We start from the raw sequence: 21,355 nt of genomic DNA, 5'->3' as shown, positions 1-21,355 counted from the left end.
CACCCGCGCCGAGACCGACGACCGCCCCGAACGAGAAGGACCCATGACCGAGAGCTCCCGCCCCGTCACCCTGTTCACCGGCCAGTGGGCCGACCTGCCCTTCGAGGAGGTCGCCGCGCTCGCGGCCGGCTGGGGGTACGACGGGCTCGAGATCGCCGCATCGGGCGACCACCTCGACCTCGAGCGAGCGGACGTCGACGACGCGTACCTGCGGTCGCGGCTGGAGGTGCTCGACCGTCACGGGCTGAAGGTCTGGGCGATCTCGAACCACCTCACCGGGCAGGCCGTGTGCGACGATCCGATCGACTTCCGACACCAGGCCATCGTCCGCCCCTCGACCTGGGGCGACGGCGACCCCGAGGGCGTGCGGCAGCGCGCCGCCGAAGACATGAAGCGCGCCGCGCGCGTCGCCCGCAAGATGGGGGTCGACACCGTCGTCGGCTTCACCGGCTCGAAGATCTGGCCCTACGTGGCGATGTTCCCCCCGGTGCCCGCCTCGGTGATCGACGCCGGCTACCAGGACTTCGCCGACCGCTGGAACCCCATCCTCGACGTCTTCGACGCCGAGGGGGTCCGGTTCGCGCACGAGGTGCACCCCAGCGAGATCGCCTACGACCACTGGACGAGCGTCCGCACCCTCGAGGCCATCGAGCACCGTCAGGCGTTCGGCTTCAACTGGGACCCTTCGCACATGCTCTGGCAGGGCGTCGACACCGTGGGCTTCATCACCGACTTCGCCGACCGGATCTACCACGTCGACTGCAAGGACACCCGGATCAAGCCGCCGTCGGGTCGATCGGGCGTGCTCGGCTCGCACCTGCCCTGGGGCGACCCCCGGCGCGGCTGGGACTTCGTCTCCACCGGTCACGGCGACATGAACTGGGAGGACGCCTTCCGCGCCCTCGACTCCATCGGCTACGACGGCCCCATCTCGATCGAGTGGGAGGACGCGGGCATGGACCGCCTGCACGGCGCTCCCGAGGCGCTCGCGCACATCCGCTCGCTCCTCTGGAAGCGGCCCACCGCCTCCTTCGACTCCGCCTTCTCGAACCAGTAGCCCGAGAGACCCCGACATGCCCCGCACCCTGCTCCCCGGCCAGCGCTGCCGTGTGCTGATCGTCGACCCCGCGACGGGGGAGACCGAGACCGTCTTCGAGAGCCGCACCCTGCTGGTCGAGGCACCCAACTGGAGCCCGGACGGCCGCTGGCTGGTCGTCAACGGCGACGGTCTGCTCTGGCGCCTGCCGGTCGACGCCCGCGCCGTCGACGAGACCGCGCTCGAGGCCGTGCCGATGGGCGACGTGCCCGAGATCAACAACGACCACGTGATCGCGCCCGACGGGTCGGTCGTCTTCGTCAGCGCCCGTGACGGGCACGTCTACGAGATCCCGTGGGAGGGCGTGCCCGCGGGGGAGTCGGCCCGCCGCGTCACGCGTCCGCACCCCGAGGGGCGCAACCACAAGAACTACCTGCACGGGGTCTCGCCCGACGGCGGCACGCTCAGCGTGATCGTGGGCGCCCTGCCGGCGCCGGTCGCCGACCCCGGAGCCGAGGAGGCGCGGGTCGGCTGGCGCACGAACGTCGCCCTGGTCGCGGTGTCCGACGGCGCGGCCACCCCGGTCACGGACGACGAGCACCCCGACGACGGGGCCGAGTTCGCTCCCGACGGCGCCCGGCTGTGGTTCAACTCGGAGCGCGCCTCCGGGGGAGTCGCCGGTCACGCTCAGCTGTTCCGCACGGGTCTCGACGGCGCGGGGGCGGTGCAGGTGACGCACGACGAGCGGGTGAACTGGTTCCCGCACGTGTCGCCTGACGGCCGGACGCTGCTCTACGTCTCGTTCGAGCCGGGGACGCTCGGTCACCCCGAGAACCGCGACGTCGTGCTGCGCGCCCTCCCCCTCGGCGGCGGCGACGGCCTGCCCGAGCCGGGGGCGACGCCGCACGACGTCCTCGCGCTGTTCGGCGGCCAGGGCACGGTCAACGTGCCCGGCTGGTCGCCCGACTCGTCCCGGTTCGCCTGCGCCGACTACCCCCTCGCCTGAGTGGAGTCACGGCTCGTCCATCGGCGCTGCACAGTCGGCTCATAGGAATCTCCCGATACTGGAGAGCGTGACCACGACGCCCCCCGCCACCGCAGCCGCCCCGAGACTCACCCGGGCCGACGGATCGCCTCTCCGAGTCCTCGTCGTCGACGACGAGAACAGCCTCACCGACCTGCTCTCGATGGCGCTCCGGTACGAGGGCTGGGACGTCAAGGCCGCCTCCGACGGGCAGAGCGCGCTGACGCTCGCCCGCGAGTTCAAGCCCGACGCGATGGTGCTCGACTGGATGCTGCCCGACATCGACGGTCTCCAGGTGCTCGGCCGCCTCCGTCAGGGCGGCGACGACACCCCGATCCTGTTCCTCACCGCGAAGGACGCCGTCGAGGACCGCGTGCAGGGGCTCACCGCCGGGGGCGACGACTACGTCACCAAGCCGTTCTCCCTCGAGGAGGTCGTGGCTCGACTCCGCGGGCTGATCCGTCGTTCGGCGTCCGCCCTCAGTGAGAGCGCCGACTCGCGCATCACGGTGGGCGACCTCGTGCTCGACGAGGAGAGCTACGAGGTGCACCGAGGCGATCGCGAGATCGAGCTGACGGCGACCGAGTTCGAGCTGCTCCGGTTCCTGATGCGGAACCCGCGTCGGGTGCTGAGCAAGGCGCAGATCCTCGACCGGGTCTGGAGCTACGACTTCGGCGGCAAGTCGAGCGTCGTCGAGATCTACATCTCGTACCTCCGCAAGAAGATCGACGCCGGCGAGGAGGCGATGATCCACACCGTGCGCGGCGTGGGTTACGTGATCAAGCCCGTCTCGTGAGTCGGCCCCTGCCCTCTCCGACCGGGTCGCGCCTCCGGAATTCCTGGCGGAGCCTGGGGCGGAGCATGCCCGGTGTCGCCGGCCCCCTCACCCTCCGGCAGCGTCTGATCCTCAGCATCGTGGCGCTCGTCGTGCTGCTGACCGTGGTGATCGGCTCGCTCAGCGTGCTCGTGCTGCGCGTGTCGCTGATGGACCAGCTCGACGGCGAGCTCGCCGGGGCCACCACGCGGGCGGCTTCTCAGGGCGGCGCGTCCGAACCCTCCCTCTCGCCCGACGGCGACGAGCTCAACGGACCGCGTCAGGCTCCCGGCACGGTGACCGCCGTGGTCGTCGACGGAGTGGTGCGGGCCGCCTACCGCATCACCGACGGGGGCGACCTCGAGACCGTCGACCTCGGAGGATCCGGCGACTCGCTGGCCGCCGTCGTCGAGAGCCCCGTCGACGGCGACGGGCGGACGCCGGCGATGACGGTCGACCTCGGCGGCGATCTCGGGTCGTACCGGGTCGAGGCCCTGCGGGGCACCCTGCTGTCGAGCTCGACGCCGGCCTATCTCGTCGTCGGTCTGCCCACCAGCAGCGTCGACCGCACCATCACCGTCATGGTCGTCGCCATCGCCGCCGTGACGATCGTCGGTCTCGCGGTCGCGATCGCCATCGCGTTCGCCGTGGTCCGATCGGCGCTGCGGCCGCTGCAGCGGATGTCCGACACGGCCCTCCGGGTCGCCGAGCTGCCGCTGGACCGCGGCGAGGTGGCGCTCGCCGAGCGCGTCGACGAGCAGGACACCGACACCCGCACCGAGGTCGGTCGCGTCGGCGCGTCGTTGAACCGCATGCTCGGCCACGTCGCCGGAGCGCTGGAGGCGCGGCAGCAGTCCGAGAACAAGGTGCGGCAGTTCGTCGCCGACGCCTCGCACGAGCTCCGCACCCCGCTCGCGTCCGTGCGCGGCTACGCCGAGCTCACCCGTCGCATGAACACCGATCTGCCCGACGACGTCGTCTACGCCATGGGGCGGATCGAGTCCGAGGCGCTGCGGATGACCTCGCTCGTGGAGGACCTCCTGCTGCTGGCCCGACTCGACGAGGGGCGCGACCTCGTGCTCGCCGACGTCGACCTGACCCGCATCGTGCTCGACGCCGTGAACGACGCGCACGTGGCCGGACCGTCGCACGACGTCGACGTCGACGTGCCCGACGAACCCGTGGTCGTCTCGGGCGACGGCATGCGGCTGCACCAGATCGTCGCCAACCTGCTGACGAACGCCCGCACCCACACGCCCGACGGCACCCGCGTGCACGTGACGCTCTCGGTCGAGCCGGGCGCCGCCGTCGTCCGGGTCGCCGACGAGGGCCCGGGCATCGACCCCGGGGTGCTGCCCGTGCTGTTCGAGCGGTTCGCCCGGGCCGACAGCTCGCGGTCGCGCAAAGCCGGCTCGACCGGTCTCGGCCTGGCGATCGTGCAGGCCGTGGTGCAGGCGCACGGCGGTCGGGTCGACGTCGACAGCTCGCCGGCCGGGGCCGCCTTCACCATCCGACTGCCGTTCCCCGCGACGGCCGCCGCTCGGCCCGACGCGAGCTGACGCCGGCGCAGGAGGCGCGACTTGCGTGATCGCGCCTCCTGCGTCTACTCTGTTCACAGCCCAAGACCGCCGGTCGTGTTCGCCTGCTCGCAGACGGATGCCGAAGGTTCTCGAGAGAGAGCGACCAGCGCAGGTGTGTGAAGTCGTTCCTCTTCTCGAAGAGATCCAGCTCCGTGCGCTTGCGCCGGAGCTTTTTTCTTTGTGCTGAACACCTCAGACCCGAGATCAGTCCTCTGATCTCAGACCTGAGGCGTGCAGCGTTCGAGGCCGGGGGGCTACCGGCACACCCACGTTTTAGGAGAGCCATGGCGAACAAGGAAGCATCGGTCGCCGAGCTCACGGAGAACTTCCGTGACTCGACCGCCGTTCTGCTCACCGAGTACCGCGGTCTCACTGTTGCCGAGCTGAAAGAGCTCCGCAAGTCCATCAGTGCAGACGCGACGTACGCCGTGGTGAAGAACACGCTCAGCAAGATCGCGGCGAACAACGCCGGAATCAGCTCGTTCGACGACGAACTCGTCGGACCTTCTGCGATCGCCTTCGTGCACGGAGACCCTGTCGCCGTCGCCAAGAGCCTGCGTGACTTCGCCAAGGCACACCCCGCTCTGATCGTGAAGAACGGTTACTTCGACGGTAACCCGCTCACGGCAGACGAGGTCAAGCAGCTCGCCGATCTCGAATCCCGAGAGGTGCTGCTGGGCAAACTGGCCGGCGCCTTCAAGGCTTCGCTGTTCGGTGCTGCCTACCTGTTCCAGGCACCGCTGTCGCAGGCCGTTCGCACGGTCGAGGCGCTGCGTGCCAAGCAGGAAAGCGACAGCTGAACAGCTGTCGTACCAACCCACACTTTAGAAAACCCATAAGGAGAACACCATGGCGAAGCTCACGCAGGACGAACTGATCGAGGCCTTCAAGGAGCTCACGCTCATCGAGCTCAGCGACTTCGTGAAGAAGTTCGAAGAGGTCTTCGAGGTCACCGCTGCTGCCCCCGTGGCCGCCGCCGGTGCCGCCGGCCCCGCCGCCGCCGCTGAAGAGGTCGAAGAGCAGAGCGCCTTCGACGTCGTGCTCGAGGCTGCTGGCGACAAGAAGATCCAGGTCATCAAGGAGGTCCGTGCGCTCACGAGCCTCGGTCTCGGCGAGGCCAAGGCCGTCGTCGACGGTGCCCCCAGCACCGTCCTCGAGGGTGCTTCGAAGGAAGCCGCCGAGAAGGCCAAGGGCCAGCTCGAGGCTGCCGGCGCCACCGTCACCCTCAAGTAATTCCGCTTCACCGCTTCACCGCTTCACACGAAAGGCGTCACCCTCCGGGGTGGCGCCTTTCGCCGTCGCGCCCCNGTCAGCGCTGACCCGCCGCCGATGACGGCGACCCGCCGAACCGGACCGTGCCCTCGGAAAACGCACGCGAGCACCGAGTGACAGGAACCCGCCGAACCGGATCGTGCCCTCGAAAAGCGCACGCGAGCACCGAGTGACGGCGACCCTCCGAACCGGAACGGGCCGTCAGGAGGCGCGGGCGAGCACCGAGTGCCGGCGACCGTACCCGAGGTACACCGCCGCGCCGACGAGCATCCAGACGCCGAACGCGAGCCAGGTGATCCAGCCGAGCGTCACCATCAGCAGCACGCAGAAGGCGCAGCCGAGCACCGGGACGACGGGGTAGAGCGGCACGCGGAAGGTCCGGTCGAGCTCGGGCCGGTTGCGGCGCAGCCAGATCACCGAGACGTTGACGAGGGCGAAGGCGAACAGGGTGCCGATGCTCGTGGCGTCGGCGAGGGCGCCGAGGGGCACCAGCGCCGCCGCGAGGGCGACCGCGCCGCCGACGATCAGCGTGCCGGCGACGGGCGTCTGCGTGCGGGGCGAGATGCGACCGAGCACCCTCGGCACGAGTCCGTCGCGCGACATCGACACGAAGATGCGGGTCTGGCCGTAGAGCACGGTGAGGACGACGCTCGCGATGGCCAGCACGGCGGCGACGGCGAACACGAACGCGACCCACGGCTGACCGGTGATCTCGGCCACGATCGCGACGAGCGACGCCTCGCCGTCGGTGAAGGTCTCCCACGGGCGGGCGCCGATGGCGGCCACCGCGACGAGGATGTACAGCACGGTGATGATCACGATCGAGGCGATGATCGCCCGCGGGAGGTCCCTCTTCGGGTCGCGCGCCTCCTCGCCGGCCGTCGACGCCGCGTCGAAGCCGATGTACGAGAAGAACAACCGCGACGCCGCGGCCGAGACGCCTGCGGCGCCCATCGGGGCGAGGGGTTCGAAGTTGCCCGCGCTGAAGGCCGTGAAGGCGACCGCCACGAAGAACACCAGCAGCCCGATCTTGACGACCACGAGCACGGTGTTGACCCAGGCCCCCTCGCGGGCGCCCGGCACGAGCACGAGCATCGCGACGATGACGAGCAGGGCCGCGGGCAGGTTGACGACCCCGCCGGCGCCCGGGGGCTCGGCGATCGCGTCGGGGAGTGCGAGGCCGAACACGCCGAGGGCCTCGTTCACGTACTGACCGGCGCCGACCGCCACCGCGGCGACCGACACGGCGTACTCGAGCACGAGGCACCAGCCGCAGACCCAGGCGAGGCCCTCGCCGAGCGTCGCGTAGGCGTAGCTGTAGCTCGACCCCGAGACGGGCACGCTGCCGGCCATCTCGGCGTACGACAGCGCCGACAGCAGGGCCGCGACGCCCGCGAGCACGAAGGCGATCCAGACGGCGGGCCCGGCGAGGGGCACGGCCGTGCCGAGCACGACGAGGATCCCGGTGCCGAGCGTCGCCCCGATGCTGATCGCGGTCAGGTGCCACACGCCGAGCGACCTCCGGAGACGCGTACGACCTGCGGAGTCCGTGGCCGCCGCGGCGCTCGCGTCGCTCTCGGCGGCGAACGCCTCGAGGGGCTTGCGCTGCCGCAGCTGGGCGGCGAGCGAGAGGCGGGCGGAGGGCGAGGCGGTGTCTCTGGGCACCGCGAGAGGCTACCAGGCACCCGCAGCGCCCTCGGCGTCGCATCACGCCCTCCGCGCCCTCCGAGGGGGAAGGTCAGTCGTCGATGTGCAGACCGAGCTCGCGGACCCTCGTCATCGCCTCGCGACGGGACGACGCCTGGAGCTTCCGGTAGATGCTCCGCACATGGCTCTTGACGGTGTTGACCGAGATGAACAGCTGACTGCCGATCTGGCCGAGCGTCTGCCCGGTGGCCAGGTGGCGCACGATCACGAGCTCGCGGTCGCTGAGGGGCTCGTCGAGGCGAGGTGTCGCGTCGACCGACGAGCCGAGGAGGCGCTCCAGGCTCGCCCGGATCGGCTGCGACTGCTCGCGGTGCGAGGCCCGCTCGAGCAGGTGCCGCAGCACGTCGTCCCCGAGGGTCGAGAACATCCACACCGACTCGTTGCGCCCGGCGGCCAGGAGCGACCGGTCGAACGCGATGTCGGCCCGGGCCGTCTCGCCGAGGGCCAGGTGCGCGGCGGCGACGATGGCGTGCACGTGCGGCATCGTGCGGTCGCTGTGGAGGTCGCCGAGCACCAGACAGGGCTCGAGGGCGTCGAGCGCGGCCTCCGGTTCGCCGGCCGCGAGGTGCACGAGCGCGAGCACGCGGGCCGGGCACTGGATGTGTCTCGGGGTCGGGACGAGCGGGGCCGCGAGACGCCGCGCCTCCTGCGGTTGACCGAGGCAGCGCATCGTCTCCGACCGCAGCGACGCGATGGCGGCCGGCAGCGTCGACGTGCCGGTGAAGGCGTCGACCAGCCGGGTGATCCGGGCCAGCAGGTCCAGCACCTCGATGTAGCGGCGCTCGACGAGGCAGGCGTGGGCCTCGGCGAACCAGCCGTGCGCCTCCCAGTCGCTGCCGCGGGTGGCGAGCCGGACGGACTCGACGGGGGCGGCGACGCCGGGCTCACCGCGTTCGAGCGCGAGCTGCAGCCGGGTGATCTGCGCGAGCGCGGCGAAGACGCTCGACATCAGCTCTGTGCCCTCGGCCAGCGCCTCGGCCGCCTCGAGGTGCTCGTCGGCGAGGCGGAAGTCGCCCAGCAGCATCGCGACGTACGCCAGGGCCGAGAGGCACTCGACGCGCGCGGCGAGGCTCAGGTGCTCGACGGCGAGGCCGCCGGCGAGGCCGAGGGCGAACTGGGCCTGGTCGTACTCGCCGTAGTGGACGCGGATCAGTCCGAGCTGCAGCGAGAACGAGGCGCTGAGCGAGATGCGCGTGCTGATGGACTCGGTCGTGTCGTTCTCGATCAGGGTGCGAGCCACCTCGAGGTGCTCGTGGGCGACGACGAGGTTGCCGAGCGACCGCAGCGCGGCGGCGAGATGGATGTGGTAGCCGGCCCGCACCTCCAGCGACATCGTCGGATCGGCGTCGATGGCCTTGGCGACCCCTCGGAACCAGGGCAGCGCGGCGCTGCGCGAGCGCGAGCCGACGGAGCGGTGGCTGGCGGCGAGGGCCAGCAGGATGCGCGGGCGGCCCCGCCACTCGTCTTCGGGCGTCGAACGGATGGCTTCGCGCAGTCGGGCCCCCTGCAGGGGCGCGATGCTCGTCCAGGCGCGTTCGATCGCGTCGAGGGCAGCCCGGTGGTCGGCGGGCTGCATCTCGGCGCTCGGGTAGTCGGCGGCCGTATCGTCAGGCGTGTTCACGGGTCCTAACCTCTGCCGTATCGGGGTTCCTCGGTCGGGTACGAGGACTACGGCGTCGGGATGGTGGTCGTCCATCCGTCGCGCTCATACTAAGGTGACATCTCCGCTCCATCGATCAATTGGTCGTAAGCGCCCTGAAATGGGGGCCGAACGTGTACCCCGATGGTCTTCGGCGTACCGTTGGCGGATGAGCAGGATGGACTCCGTCGCCTCGGGCGGCGGGATGCGCGGCGGCGGGACGCGCCCCGGTCGCGTCTCGAGCGGCGACGCCCGGGCGCAGAAGGCGGCCAACGCCGAGGCCCCCCGGGTGCCGCATCTGCTGCGACGCATCCGCGGGCTGTTCGGGCCGCACAAGCGGGCTCTGGTCGTCACCGTCGTGCTCGTGTTCATCGGGGCCGCGATCAGCGTGCTGCCGCCCTTGCTCACGAAGCAGGCCTTCGACCGCGGGCTGTTCCCGAGCGGTGGCCCGGACGTGCCGGTGCTGCTCGAGCTCGTCGGGGCGATGATCGGACTCTGGGTGCTGTCGGCGGGCATCGGCGTCTGGCAGACCTTCCTGACCGCGACGGTCGGCAACAAGGTGATGGGGGCGCTGCGGATCCGGCTGTTCGGTCACCTGCAGAACATGGAGCTGGCGTTCTTCACCCGCACCAAGACCGGTGTCATCCAGTCGCGGCTGCAGAACGACGTCGGCGGAGTCGCGAACGTCCTCAGCAACACGATCTCGAGCGTGCTCGGCAACACCGTCACCGTCATCGCGGCCTTCGTCTCGATGCTCGTGCTCAGCTGGCAGATGACCGTCGTGACGGTGATCCTGCTCCCTCTGCTGGTGGTCGCCCAGCGCCGGGTCGGCCAGGTGCGGGCGCGCATCGCCACGCAGACGCAGGAGTCGCTGAGCGACATGACCGCCATCACGCAGGAGGCGCTCAGCGTCAGCGGGATCCTGCTGGCGAAGAGCTTCAACCAGCAGAGGGCCGAGATCGAGCGCTACTCGGCCGAGAACCGGACCCAGATCGGTCTGCAGGTGCGCCAGCAGATGAGCGGGCAGTGGTTCTTCGCGGTCGTGCAGATCTTCCTGTCGGTGATCCCCGCGGTCATCTACCTCGTGGCGGCCTGGCTGATCCTCCGCGACGTGCCGGTGACGGCGGGCACGATCGTCGCCTTCACGACGGTGCAGGCGCGGTTGACGTTCCCCCTCATGGGGCTGCTGCGGGTCGCCCTCGACCTGCAGACGTCCGGCGCGCTCTTCGCGCGCATCTTCGAGTACCTCGACCTGCACCCGGCGATCGACGACGACCCCTCGGCGCGCACCGTCGACGAGTCGCGTCTCGGCCGGGTCGAGTTCGACGACGTGTCGTTCTCGTACCCCGACGCCGAGCCCGGCCAGCGGACCCTCGACGGGGTCTCGTTCGACATCGCGCCGGGTCAGTTCGCCGCGTTCGTCGGACCGAGCGGGGCCGGCAAGACGACGGTGTCGTATCTGATCCCGCGGTTCTACGAGGTCTCCGGAGGCGCGGTGCGGTTCGCCGGGACGGACGTCCGCGAGCTGCGCCAGGAGTCCCTCGTCGAGCACATCGGCATCGTCAGCCAGGAGACGTACCTCTTCCACGCGACCATCGCCGACAACCTCCGGTACGCCCGGCCCGACGCCACCGACGAGCAGATCGTCGACGCGGCCCGGCGGGCGAACATCCACGACACCGTGGCGTCGTTCCCCGAGGGCTACGACACGGTCGTCGGCGAGCGCGGCTATCGGCTGTCGGGCGGCGAGAAGCAGCGCATCGCAATCGCCCGGGTGCTCTTGAAGGACCCTGCGGTGCTCGTGCTCGACGAGGCCACCAGCGCGCTCGACACGGTCTCGGAGCGCGTCGTGCAGGAGGCGCTCGACACCGCCGCCCGCGGCCGCACCACGATCGCCATCGCGCATCGGCTCTCGACCGTGCGGGCCGCCGACGTGATCTTCGTCGTCGACGCCGGGCGCGTGGTCGAGCGGGGCACGCACGACGAACTGGTCGCCCTGGGCGGCGTGTACGCGGAGCTCTACGGGCAGCAGGTCACGACCGGCTGAGCTCTGCGGCGGCCCCGTCGCGGAGCGCCCCTCGGCTGGGCGCCGGCCTACTCGCGTTCGGCGAGCATGTCCTCCATCGCGTCGATCTCGCTCTCCTGGCTCTGCACCATGCCGGTGGCGAAGACCCGCACCTGACGGTTCTCACTGCGGGCGAGCACGGCGTCGGCCATCTCGACCCCGCCGCGGTGGTGGGCGATCATCAGGGTCAGGAACATGCGCTCGGCCTCGACGCCGCTGGCCGCCTCGAGCGCGGCGAGCTGCTCGTCGGTGGCGAGCCCCGGCATCGGACCGCCGGGTTCGTGGGTGGCGACCGGCGTGGCCGAGCCGCCCGCGCCTCCGGACGGGGTGTGCTCGTGGTCGCCGTACGAACCGTCGAGGGTCGGCCGCGACATCCAGGTCATGGTCGGTTCGGAGGGGGCCTGCGGCACCCCCCAGAGCTCGAGCCAGGCGAACATCTGCCCGGCCTGCTGCGACTGCGTCAGCGCCATGTCGTAGGCCATCGAGCGGGTCGCCGGGTCGTCGGTGCGGTCGCGGACGATCATGGCCATCCGCACGGCCTGCTCGTGGTGCACCTGCATGTCGCGCGAGAAGCCCGCTTCGACGCTCTCGGTGCCGGGCGTGACCGGGTTCGGCGAGCTGAGCCGACCGACGGCGATGCCGATCAGCAGCACGAGGGCGATGCTGAGGGCCGCGGCGACCACGAACCGGATGCGGCGACCCCGGGAGGCACGGGTCGGGTCGACGACGCCGGCCCCGGTACCGCCACGGTCGGCGTCGGTCACGCGATCTTGCCTGCTCCGTCGACACCGCCGGTGCAGGGGGCGCCGGGCTCGGGGGCGTCGCCGGACTTCCAGTACTTGGTGACGAAGTCGGAGACGGCCTCCTCGTCGTCGGTCACGTTGGCGAACGGCAGCTGCGCGCCCCACGCGGAGACGTACATGGGGGAGTCGAGGCCCTCGTAGGGCGAGACGACGGCGTAGGTGCTGGGGGCGAAGTCGCGGAGCTCCTCGATCTCGGCCTCGCTCACCTGAGCGGGGTCGTAGGTGAACCAGACGGCGCCGTGCTCGAGGTCGTGGACGGCGTTCTCGTTGGGCACCGGCTCGGTGTAGACGCCGCAGTTCAGCCAGATCTGGTTGTGGTCGCCGCCCGCCGGAGGGGTCTGGGCGTAGTCGACCGGGCCGGTGACGTGGTTCGCGGTGAGGTCGGAGAAGGTCTGGGCCCCCTCGACGACGATGTCGCGCGGGTTCTCGCGCGGCTGCCCGCTGGTGACGACGAAGGCGACGACGATGCCGATCACGGCCAGACCGGCGACGGAGCCGGTCACGATGCCGATCAGGCGGTTGCGCTTCGCCCTCTCCTGCTGCTTCTTGAGCGCGGCGACCTTCTCCTGACGCCGCGCGTCGCGCTGCTGCTTGACCGAGGGCTTGTCGTTGTTGCCGTTGGCCATGTGAGGTCCTGTCGTGAGAAGGGGCCGATGTGACATCGGCGTAGCCGTCCCATTCTCGGACACCCGACGCTGAAAGGAAGGTCACAGCGTGCAGTGTCTGCACCGTCCGTGCGTCCGACACCCGTCGCCCGAGACCCGGCGGGTCTCGCCCCGTAACAGTCGCAGGGCGCCTCGATAGACTCGACGCCTGGTCGCCACCGGCGCGACCCGAGCCCGTCACCTCGAATCCGCACCCCACGACGGAGGCGGAGAACCGGAGCCTTCGTGAAGTACGCCGAGACCGTCCTCGACCTGGTGGGCGACACCCCGCTCGTCAAGCTCAACAAGGTGACCGAGGGCATCACGGCGACCGTGCTGGTCAAGGTCGAGTACCTGAACCCCGGCGGCTCGTCGAAGGACCGCATCGCCACCCGCATCATCGACGCCGCCGAGCGCGAGGGTCTGCTGAAGCCCGGCGGCACCATCGTCGAGCCCACGAGCGGGAACACGGGCGTCGGGCTCGCCCTCGTCGCGCAGCAGCGGGGCTACCGCTGCGTCTTCGTGCTGCCCGACAAGGTCGGCGAAGACAAGCGGAACGTGCTCAAGGCCTACGGCGCCGAGATCGTCGTCACCCCGACCGCCGTCGAGCCCACCAGCCCCGAGTCGTACTACAGCGTCTCCGACCGCCTCGCCCGGGAGATCCCCGGGGCCTTCAAGCCGAACCAGTACGCCAACCCGAACGGCCCGCTCAGCCACTACGAGACGACCGGGCCCGAGATCTGGCGCGACACCGACGGGCGCATCACGCACTTCGTCGCCGGCGTCGGCACCGGCGGCACCATCAGCGGCACCGGGCGCTACCTCAAGGAGATCTCAGGAGGCGCGGTGCAGATCGTCGGGGCCGATCCCGAGGGCAGCGTCTACAGCGGCGGCACCGGGCGTCCCTACCTGCTCGAGGGCGTCGGCGAGGACTTCTGGCCGAGCGCGTACGATCCGAGCGTCGTCGACCGCATCATCGCCGCCTCCGACGCACGGTCGTTCGAGCTGACCCGGCGCCTCGCCCGCGAGGAGGGGCTGCTCGTCGGCGGTTCGTCCGGGTTGGCCGTGGCCGCAGCCCTCGACGTCGCCCGCGAGCTCGGACCGGACGACGTCGTCGTCGTGCTGCTGCCCGACAGCGGCCGCGGCTACCTGGGCAAGATCTTCAACGACGCGTGGATGCGCTCGTACGGCTTCTCGGACAGCACCGACGAGCGCACGGTGCGCGACCTGCTCGCGTCGAAGACCGGTTCGCTGCCCGAGCTGGTCCACGCCCACCCGAGCGACACCGTCCACGACGTGATCGGCATCATGACCACCTACGGCGTCTCGCAGATGCCGGTGCTCTCGGCCGAGCCCCCCGTCGTGATCGGCGAGGTGGTGGGCGCGATCGAAGGGAAGTCCCTGCTCGAGGCGCTCTTCGCCGGGGGAGCGACGATGGGCGACGCCCTCGCGCCGTTCGTCGGCGAGCCCCTGCCGCTGATCGGCATCAACGAGTCGGTCACCGCCGCGCGCACCGCCCTCGAGTCGACCGACGCGCTGCTCGTCACCGACGACGGCAAGCCGGTGGGCGTCATCACCCGCCACGACGTGCTCGCCTTCGTCTCCGCCTGATCCAGGCACCTCCGCATCGCAGTCCCCTTCGAAAGGACACCCGCATGACCCACGGCTTCTCCACCCGCGCCATCCACAGCGGTCAGGACTTCGACCCCACCACCGGTGCCGTCGTCCCGCCCATCTACCAGTCGTCGACGTTCGTGCAAGACGGCATCGGCGGGTTCCGGGGCGGGTACGAGTACGCCCGGTCGGCCAACCCGACCCGCGACTCGCTGCAGACCCTGCTCGCCGACCTCGAGGGCGGCAGCCACGCGTTCAGCTTCGCCTCGGGTCTCGCGGCTGAGGACGCGCTGCTGCGGTCCGTCCTGCGCCCCGGTTCGCGCATCGTCATGGGCAACGACGTCTACGGCGGCACCCACCGCCTGGTGAACCGGCTGCACGTGCCGTGGGGTGTCGTGCTCGAGACCGTCGAGATGACCGACCTCGACGCCGTGCGCGCCGCGGTGCGCCCCGGCGAGACCGCCGTGCTCTGGGTCGAGACCCCCAGCAACCCGCTGATGAAGATCAGCGACGTCACGGCGCTCGCCGAGATCGGCCACGCGGCGGGCGCCCTCGTCGTCGTCGACAACACCTTCGCGTCGCCCTACCTGCAGCAGCCCCTGTCGCTCGGGGCCGACGCCGTCGTGCACTCGACGACGAAGTACATCGGCGGTCACTCCGACGTCGTCGGGGGAGCGGTCGTCGTCGACGACGAGGCGCTCGCCGACAAGATCGGTTTCCTGCAGTTCGGCGCGGGCGCGGTGTCGGCTCCGATGGAGGCCTGGCTGACCGTCCGCGGCATCAAGACCCTCGGAGTCCGCGTCGACCGTCACTCGTCGAACGCCGCGACCATCGCGGACGCGCTCGAGGGGCACGCCGCCGTCGACCGCGTCTACTACCCGGGTCTCGCCTCGCACCCCGGGCACGACATCGCGGCACGCCAGATGAGGGCCTTCGGCGGCATGATCTCCGTCTCGCTGGCCGCCGGGCCGTCCGTCGCACGTCGCTTCGCCGAGTCGACCGAGCTCTTCCAGCTGGCGGAGTCCCTCGGCGGCGTCGAGTCGCTGATCGGCTACCCGACCGAGATGACGCACGCGTCGGTGCGCGGCACCGAGCTCGAGGTCCCCGAGACCGTCGTCCGTCTCTCGGTCGGCATCGAGGACGTCGACGACCTGCTCGCCGACGTGCTGCAGGCGCTCGACCGGGCCACGTCCGACTAGTCGACCTGCGCCTCCTCGACTCCGCGCTTCCTCCTCCTCCGTCTCTCCGTCGAAGAGTCGCGACATGCCGCGCCGTTCTCCCGCGCCACGGCGAGTCGTGACTCCTCGACGCGGAGGGGCGGAGAGCGAGGGAGGCGCGGCCTAGGGTGGGGGGATGTCCGACGTCGCACTGAGCACCCGCCCCGAGGGGGTCCTCAGCCGGCGGTATCTGCTGGCGACGCTCGGCATGTGCGCGCTGATCGGAATCGCCGCGTTCGAGTCGCTCGCCGTCACGACGATCATGCCGATCGTCAGCGCCGACCTCGACGGCGAGAGCCTGTACTCGCTCAGCTTCGCGGCACCGCTCGCGACCGGTCTGGTCGGCATGGTGGTCGCCGGCAACTGGGCCGACCGGAGCGGCCCCCGTGTCGTCGTCATCGCGTCGATGCTGCTCTTCGCGGTCGGTCTGCTCGTCGTGGGCGCGGCCCCCGACATGACGGTCTTCCTGTTCGGGCGACTCGTGCAGGGGCTCGGGTCGGGCGCGGTGATCGTCGGCCTCTACGTCATGGTCGCGCGGCTCTACCCGCCGGCTCTGCACCCGTCGATCTTCGCGGGGTTCGCCGCCGCCTGGGTCGTCCCGGCGCTCGTGGGCCCGCTGATCGCCGGTCTCGTCGCCGAGAGCCTCAGCTGGCACTGGGTCTTCGTCGGGGCGGTCGTGCTGGCCGTGCCCGCCTTCGTGATGATCCTGCCGAGCCTCCGACGGGTCCCGCCGCCCGACCGCGCCGACGGCGGGGGCGCCGTGCCCTGGAGTCCGCGACGGATCCTCTGGGCGGCGGGCGCCGCACTCGGGGTCCTGGCGCTGAACCTCGTCGACGAGTTCGAGCCGGCCGTCGCGGTGGCCGTGGTCGTCGCCGCCGTGGCCGCCCTCGCGATCGCCCTGCGTCCGCTGCTGCCACCCGGCACCCTGCGTGCTCGCGCCGGTCTCCCGACCCTGGTGCTCCTCCGCGGTCTCGTCGGGGCGGCGTTCCTCGCCAGCGAGGTCTACATCCCCTACCTCCTCCAGGATCGCTACGGCTTCAGCTCGTCCGCGTCGGGCACCGCTCTGACGGCGGGGGCGCTCGGCTGGGCCCTCGCGAGCTGGAGTCAGGGGCGCCTCGGCGAGCGGGTCCCGCAGCGGACGGGCATCCGCATCGGCATCGTGCTCGTGCTCGGCGGACTCGTGGTCGCCACGCTCACCCCGCTCCTCGGTCTCGCGCCGGGTGCGCTCATCGCCACCTGGACCCTCGCCGGGTTCGGCATGGGCTTCATGTACCCGCGGTTCTCGGTGCTGACGCTGGCGCTGTCGACCGGGTCCGACCGGGGCTTCAACAGCTCCGCCCTGACGATCTCCGACTCGGCGGGCTCGGCCGTGGCGCTCGCCGTGGCCGGCGGCGCTTTCGGCCTGCTCGGCGGGGCGTCGAGCCCGTACGCGTTCGCCGCCTGCTTCGCGATCGGCTCGACCGTGGCGCTGCTGGCGCTGGTGCTCAGCGGGCGCGCGGTGCCTCGACGGACGTGAACCGCGCCTCCTGCCGTCGTCGTCCCGTGGTCGAGACGCGGCCCGCAGAACTGCATAATGGTCTGCAGACAGCGATGTGTACGGTCACACCGCTCGTGACAGAGCGACGGAGCCACGGTGAAGCCTGACATCGACAAGGTGCGTGCTCCCAACATCCGCGACGTCGCCGCTCTGGCCGGCGTCTCGTATCAGACCGTCTCCCGAGTCCTCAACGACAGTCCGAGCATCCGGCCGGCGACACGGCAGCGCGTCCTCGACGTGATCGAACAGGTCGGCTACCGCCCTAACCAGGCGGCCCGGGCCCTCGTGACCAGCCGTTCGCGCGCGATCGGCGTGCTCACCCTGCAGAACGTCCACTTCGGCCCGCAGACGATGGTCAACGCGATCGAGGCGGAGGCGAGGGCGGCCGGCTACCGGCTGAGCATCGCCAGCACGACGCGAGCCGACGACGACGTCCGCGCGAGCCTCGACCTGCTGACCAGTCAGGCGGTCGAGGCGATCATCGTCATCGCTCCGCAGCGCAAGTTCTTCGACGTCATCGACGAGCTCGACCTCGACGTGCCGATCGTCGCCCTCGACTCGACGCAGCGCAACCGGGCGCACAGTCTGTCGGTCGACCAGTTCGCCGGCGCCCGCCTGGCCACCCGGCACCTCATCGACCTCGGTCACCGCCACATCGTCCACGTCGCCGGCCCGCAGGACTGGATCGAGGCGGACGAGCGCATGCAGGGGTTCCTGTTCGAGATGGGCGAGGCGGAGCTCTCGATCGAGCCGCCCATCCTCGGCGACCTGACGGCGGACTTCGGCTACCTCGCCGGCAAGGAGCTGCTGCGCCGCCGCGACTTCACGGCCGTGTTCGCGGCGAACGACCTGATGGCCGTCGGGCTGCTGCACGCCTTCCGCGAGGCGGACGTGGACGTCCCCCGCGAGGTCAGCGTCGTCGGCTTCGACGACGCGCCCACGGCGGCGCACCTGTGGCCCCCGCTCACGACCGTCCGGCAGGACTTCGACCTGATCGGGCGTCGCGCGGTCGAGCTCGTCATCGGCGAACTCGAGGGGCACGAGGTGATCGACCGCACCCTGCTGGCCGCCGAGCTGATCGTCCGCGCCTCGACCGACCGGCCGTGGTTCCTGTGACGCGAGGGGCGCGGGGAGCGTCGTCGCGCCTCCTCGGCGGCCTCTCCGCGGCCCGACCGTCGACCGGCTCGGCACCGCTTCATAACAGATCGGCCACGGCGTTTGACACGGGGCTTTCTCAGGATTAGCTTTGCTCCAGTCGCGGTGTGAACGGTCACATTCAGTCACCGCAACGATCCGGAGCCTCTGGTGCGGATCGCCGCCCGACGCCGAACAGACAGTGCCCGCCACGCCCTCAGGGAGCGGCGGACCGACAGAGAAGTCGAAACGTGGAGGTCAGCGTGCCCGGTGCACACATCACGACGAGCGGAACCCGCGGGGGTGGCGCGCGTGGCTGAGTCCCCGATCATCCTCGAGATGCGCGGCATCACGAAGGAGTTCCCCGGCGTCAAGGCCCTCGACGCCGTGTCGATGCAGGTCCGGGCCGGCGAGGTCCACGCGATCTGCGGCGAGAACGGCGCTGGCAAGTCGACCCTGATGAAGGTCCTCTCGGGCGTCTACCCGTACGGCACCTACACCGGCGACATCGTCTACCAGGGCGACGAGATGCGCTTCCGCGACATCAAGTCGAGCGAGTCGGCCGGCATCGTGATCATCCATCAGGAGCTGGCGCTGATCCCCGAGCTCTCGATCACCGAGAACATCTTCCTCGGCAACGAGCCCACGCGCTTCGGCGCCATCGACTGGTCGACCGCCAAGCTGCGCGCCATCGACCTGCTCGCCCGGGTCGGCCTGAAGGACGAACCTGACACCGCCATCAAGAACCTCGGCGTCGGCAAGCAGCAGCTCGTCGAGATCGCCAAGGCGCTGAACAAGAACGTCAAGCTGCTCATCCTCGACGAGCCGACGGCCGCGCTGAACGAGGCGGACTCCCAGCACCTGCTCGACCTCATCCGCGGGCTCAAGGGCCGCGGCATCGCGTCGATCATGATCAGCCACAAGCTCAACGAGATCGAGGCCATCGCCGACTCGATCACGATCATCCGAGACGGCAAGACGATCGAGACCCTCGACGTCAAGGCCGACGGCGTCAACGAGGACCGCATCATCCGCGGCATGGTCGGCCGCAACCTGGCGAGCCGGTTCCCCGACCGCACCCCCAAGATCGGCGACGTGCTCTTCGAGGTCAAGGACTGGTGGGTGCGTCACCCGCAGACCGCCGAGCGCTTCGTCTGCAAGGGGTCGAACATCACGGTGCGTCGCGGCGAGATCGTCGGTCTCGCCGGGCTGATGGGCGCCGGTCGCACCGAGCTCGCGATGAGCGTCTTCGGACGCTCGTACGGGCAGTTCGTCTCGGGCATGATCGTGAAAGACGGTCGCGAGATCGAGATCAAGAACGTGCGCGACGCGATCGACAACGGGCTCGCCTACGTCTCCGAAGACCGCAAGGTGCTCGGGCTCAACCTGCTCGACGACATCAAGCGCTCGACGGTGTCGGCGAAGCTGTCGAAGATCTCGCGGGGCTCGGTCGTCGACCGGTACCAGGAGCACACGATCGCGGAGGACTACCGCAAGAGCCTCCGCGTGAAGACGCCGACCGTCGACGAGGGCGTCGCGAAGCTCTCGGGCGGCAACCAGCAGAAGGTCGTGCTGGCGAAGTGGATGTTCACCGACCCCGACATCCTCATCCTCGACGAACCGACCCGCGGCATCGACGTGGGCGCGAAGTTCGAGATCTACAACATCATCAACCAGCTCGCGGCCCAGGGTAAGGGCGTCATCGTGATCTCGTCCGAGCTGCCCGAGCTGCTCGGTCTCTCGGATCGGATCTACACGATCTTCGAGGGCACCGTCACGAACGAGATCGACGCGTCCGAGGCCGACGCCGAGACGCTGATGAGAACAATGACGTCCAAGAAGAAGGAGAACGCCGCATGAGTGGCATCAAAGACCTGAAGAAGGTGTTCGGCGGCAACCAGTCGAACGCCCGCCAGTTCGGGATGATCGCGACCCTGGTGGTCGCCATCCTGATCTTCCAGGTCCTCACGGGCGGACTCACCCTCGACCCGCCCAACCTGATCGCCCTGGTCAGCCAGTACTCGTACATCCTGATCCTCGCGATCGGCATGGTCATGGTCATCGTCGCCGGCCACATCGACCTCTCGGTCGGCTCGGTCGCCGCGTTCGTCGGAATCATGGTCGCGACCTCGATGACCACCTGGAACTTCCCGTGGCCCGTCGCCATCGTCTTCGGCCTGGTGGTCGGCGCGGCGATCGGCGCCTGGCAGGGCTTCTGGGTCGCCTACGTCGGGGTGCCCGCGTTCATCGTGACGCTGGCGGGCATGCTGCTCTTCCGCGGTGCGAACCAGTTCGTCGGCAACGCGGTCACGCTGCCCGTCCCCGAGGGCTACACGGTCATCGGCGCCGGTTACCTGCCCGAGTTCGGCCCGAACACCGGGTACAACAACGCGACCCTGCTGCTCGGTCTCGTCCTCGCAGCCGTCGTCGTCTGGCGCGAGTTCCGCCTGCGTCGCAAGCAGCAGGCCATGGGCTCCGACATGGCGCCGATGTGGGTCAGCCTCGTCAAGGTCGCCGTGCTCGTCGCGATCATCCTGTACGCGGCCACGCTCTTCGGCGGCGGCCGGGTCGGAACGTCCTTCCCGATCTCGGGCATCATCCTCGGCGTGCTCGTGCTGGTCTACGGCTTCATCACCCAGAACACGATCTTCGGTCGTCACATCTACGCGGTCGGCGGCAACTCGCACGCCGCCGAGCTGTCGGGCGTCAACGCCCGCCGGGTGAACTTCCTGGTCATGATGAACATGTCGGTGCTCGCCGCCGTGGCGGGCATGATCTACGTCGCCCGTGCCGGGGCCTCCGGCCCGCAGGACGGCCTGAACTGGGAGCTCGACGCCATCGCGTCGGTCTTCATCGGCGGCGCCGCCGTCGCCGGCGGGATCGGCACCGTGACCGGATCGATCGTCGGTGGCTTCGTCATCGCCGTGCTGAACAACGGTCTCCAGCTGCTCGGCGTCGGCTCCGACAAGGTGCAGATGATCAAGGGCCTCGTGCTGCTGATCGCCGTGGCCGTCGACGTCTACAACAAGAGCCAGGGCCGCCCGTCCATCACGGGCTTCCTGACCCGGGGGCTGAACCGCGACAAGAACGGCGTCGCGGCACCGGCCGCCACCCAGTCCGCGGCCGGCACGCAGAACGGCGTCGGACCCTCGACGGACTCCGCGAGCCCCGTCCTCACCCCCAACGGCGACGTGACCGACGTGCAGCGTCCGAACTCGACGACCCCCAACTAGACCCGCTTCCCAGCGCGACCGTCCATCGACGGCCGG

General features: G+C 70.4%; 17 protein-coding genes. 13 read left to right on the top strand and 4 right to left on the bottom strand.

Annotated elements, in window-relative coordinates; translation table 11 throughout:
* Positions 1-43 precede the first annotated feature (43 nt).
* The 6 genes from IFT51_RS02425 to rplL all read left to right on the top strand — a co-directional run bounded on the left by IFT51_RS02425 (position 44) and on the right by rplL (position 5,687).
* A complete protein-coding gene (locus IFT51_RS02425; RefSeq protein WP_192058756.1) occupies positions 44-1,057 on the top strand; it encodes a sugar phosphate isomerase/epimerase in 1,014 nt (337 codons plus the stop codon).
* A gap of 16 nt (positions 1,058-1,073) precedes the next feature.
* Entirely contained in the window at positions 1,074-2,042 is a 969-nt protein-coding gene (locus tag IFT51_RS02420) for a PD40 domain-containing protein (protein ID WP_192058754.1), read from the top strand.
* A gap of 55 nt (positions 2,043-2,097) precedes the next feature.
* Positions 2,098-2,856: a response regulator gene (locus IFT51_RS02415; RefSeq protein ID WP_192059260.1), complete on the top strand. Its 759-nt coding sequence runs from the start codon at positions 2,098-2,100 to the stop codon at positions 2,854-2,856.
* 65 nt (positions 2,857-2,921) lie between these two features.
* The gene (locus IFT51_RS02410; RefSeq protein ID WP_197981659.1) at positions 2,922-4,433 is read left to right on the top strand and encodes a cell wall metabolism sensor histidine kinase WalK; all 1,512 of its coding nucleotides are present in this window, start codon (positions 2,922-2,924) and stop codon (positions 4,431-4,433) included.
* Positions 4,434-4,738: 305 nt separating this feature from the next.
* Positions 4,739-5,254: a 50S ribosomal protein L10 gene (gene rplJ, locus IFT51_RS02405; protein ID WP_192058752.1), complete on the top strand. Its 516-nt coding sequence runs from the start codon at positions 4,739-4,741 to the stop codon at positions 5,252-5,254.
* Positions 5,255-5,303: 49 nt separating this feature from the next.
* Positions 5,304-5,687 (top strand): 50S ribosomal protein L7/L12, encoded by a 384-nt coding sequence (gene rplL / locus IFT51_RS02400; RefSeq protein ID WP_192058750.1) that lies wholly within the window; start codon positions 5,304-5,306, stop codon positions 5,685-5,687.
* Positions 5,688-5,927: 240 nt separating this feature from the next.
* Here the strand turns inward: rplL and IFT51_RS02395 are convergent, their stop codons facing one another.
* Both IFT51_RS02395 and IFT51_RS15485 read right to left on the bottom strand, forming a co-directional pair.
* Positions 5,928-7,391 (bottom strand): amino acid permease, encoded by a 1,464-nt coding sequence (locus IFT51_RS02395; protein WP_192058748.1) that lies wholly within the window; start codon positions 7,389-7,391, stop codon positions 5,928-5,930.
* A gap of 73 nt (positions 7,392-7,464) precedes the next feature.
* Positions 7,465-9,054, bottom strand: a complete 1,590-nt coding sequence (locus IFT51_RS15485; protein ID WP_192058746.1) for a LuxR C-terminal-related transcriptional regulator — start codon at positions 9,052-9,054, stop codon at positions 7,465-7,467.
* 196 nt (positions 9,055-9,250) lie between these two features.
* Between IFT51_RS15485 and IFT51_RS02385 the strand changes: the two genes are divergently transcribed.
* Positions 9,251-11,119 (top strand): ABC transporter ATP-binding protein, encoded by a 1,869-nt coding sequence (locus tag IFT51_RS02385; RefSeq protein ID WP_192059256.1) that lies wholly within the window; start codon positions 9,251-9,253, stop codon positions 11,117-11,119.
* Between the two features lie 47 nt (positions 11,120-11,166).
* Here IFT51_RS02385 and IFT51_RS02380 read toward each other — a convergent pair whose 3' ends face one another.
* A complete protein-coding gene (locus tag IFT51_RS02380) occupies positions 11,167-11,901 on the bottom strand; it encodes a DUF305 domain-containing protein (RefSeq protein WP_192058744.1) in 735 nt (244 codons plus the stop codon).
* Positions 11,898-12,566 (bottom strand): DUF3105 domain-containing protein, encoded by a 669-nt coding sequence (locus IFT51_RS02375; RefSeq protein ID WP_192058741.1) that lies wholly within the window; start codon positions 12,564-12,566, stop codon positions 11,898-11,900. The genes IFT51_RS02380 and IFT51_RS02375 overlap by 4 nt, the downstream gene beginning before the upstream one ends.
* Positions 12,567-12,830: 264 nt before the next feature.
* Between IFT51_RS02375 and IFT51_RS02370 the strand changes: the two genes are divergently transcribed.
* From IFT51_RS02370 to mmsB, 6 genes are all read left to right on the top strand, one after another.
* Positions 12,831-14,195, top strand: a complete 1,365-nt coding sequence (locus IFT51_RS02370; RefSeq protein WP_192058739.1) for a cystathionine beta-synthase — start codon at positions 12,831-12,833, stop codon at positions 14,193-14,195.
* Positions 14,196-14,239: 44 nt separating this feature from the next.
* On the top strand, positions 14,240-15,397 hold the full coding sequence (locus IFT51_RS02365; protein WP_192058737.1) for a cystathionine gamma-synthase: 1,158 nt from the start codon (positions 14,240-14,242) through the stop codon (positions 15,395-15,397).
* Positions 15,398-15,551: 154 nt separating this feature from the next.
* The gene (locus IFT51_RS02360) at positions 15,552-16,931 is read left to right on the top strand and encodes an MFS transporter (protein WP_192058735.1); all 1,380 of its coding nucleotides are present in this window, start codon (positions 15,552-15,554) and stop codon (positions 16,929-16,931) included.
* Positions 16,932-17,048: 117 nt separating this feature from the next.
* Positions 17,049-18,068: a LacI family DNA-binding transcriptional regulator gene (locus tag IFT51_RS02355; RefSeq protein WP_192058732.1), complete on the top strand. Its 1,020-nt coding sequence runs from the start codon at positions 17,049-17,051 to the stop codon at positions 18,066-18,068.
* Between the two features lie 357 nt (positions 18,069-18,425).
* The gene (gene mmsA, locus IFT51_RS02350; RefSeq protein WP_192059254.1) at positions 18,426-19,946 is read left to right on the top strand and encodes a multiple monosaccharide ABC transporter ATP-binding protein; all 1,521 of its coding nucleotides are present in this window, start codon (positions 18,426-18,428) and stop codon (positions 19,944-19,946) included.
* Positions 19,947-19,951: 5 nt separating this feature from the next.
* Positions 19,952-21,319 (top strand): multiple monosaccharide ABC transporter permease, encoded by a 1,368-nt coding sequence (gene mmsB, locus IFT51_RS02345; protein ID WP_243214811.1) that lies wholly within the window; start codon positions 19,952-19,954, stop codon positions 21,317-21,319.
* Positions 21,320-21,355 lie beyond the last annotated feature (36 nt).

Origin of the sequence: Frigoribacterium sp. CFBP 13712, from assembly GCF_014842255.1 — a bacterium.
Lineage (GTDB): Bacteria > Actinomycetota > Actinomycetes > Actinomycetales > Microbacteriaceae > Frigoribacterium.
This window is presented reverse-complemented; position numbering and strand designations above follow the sequence as displayed.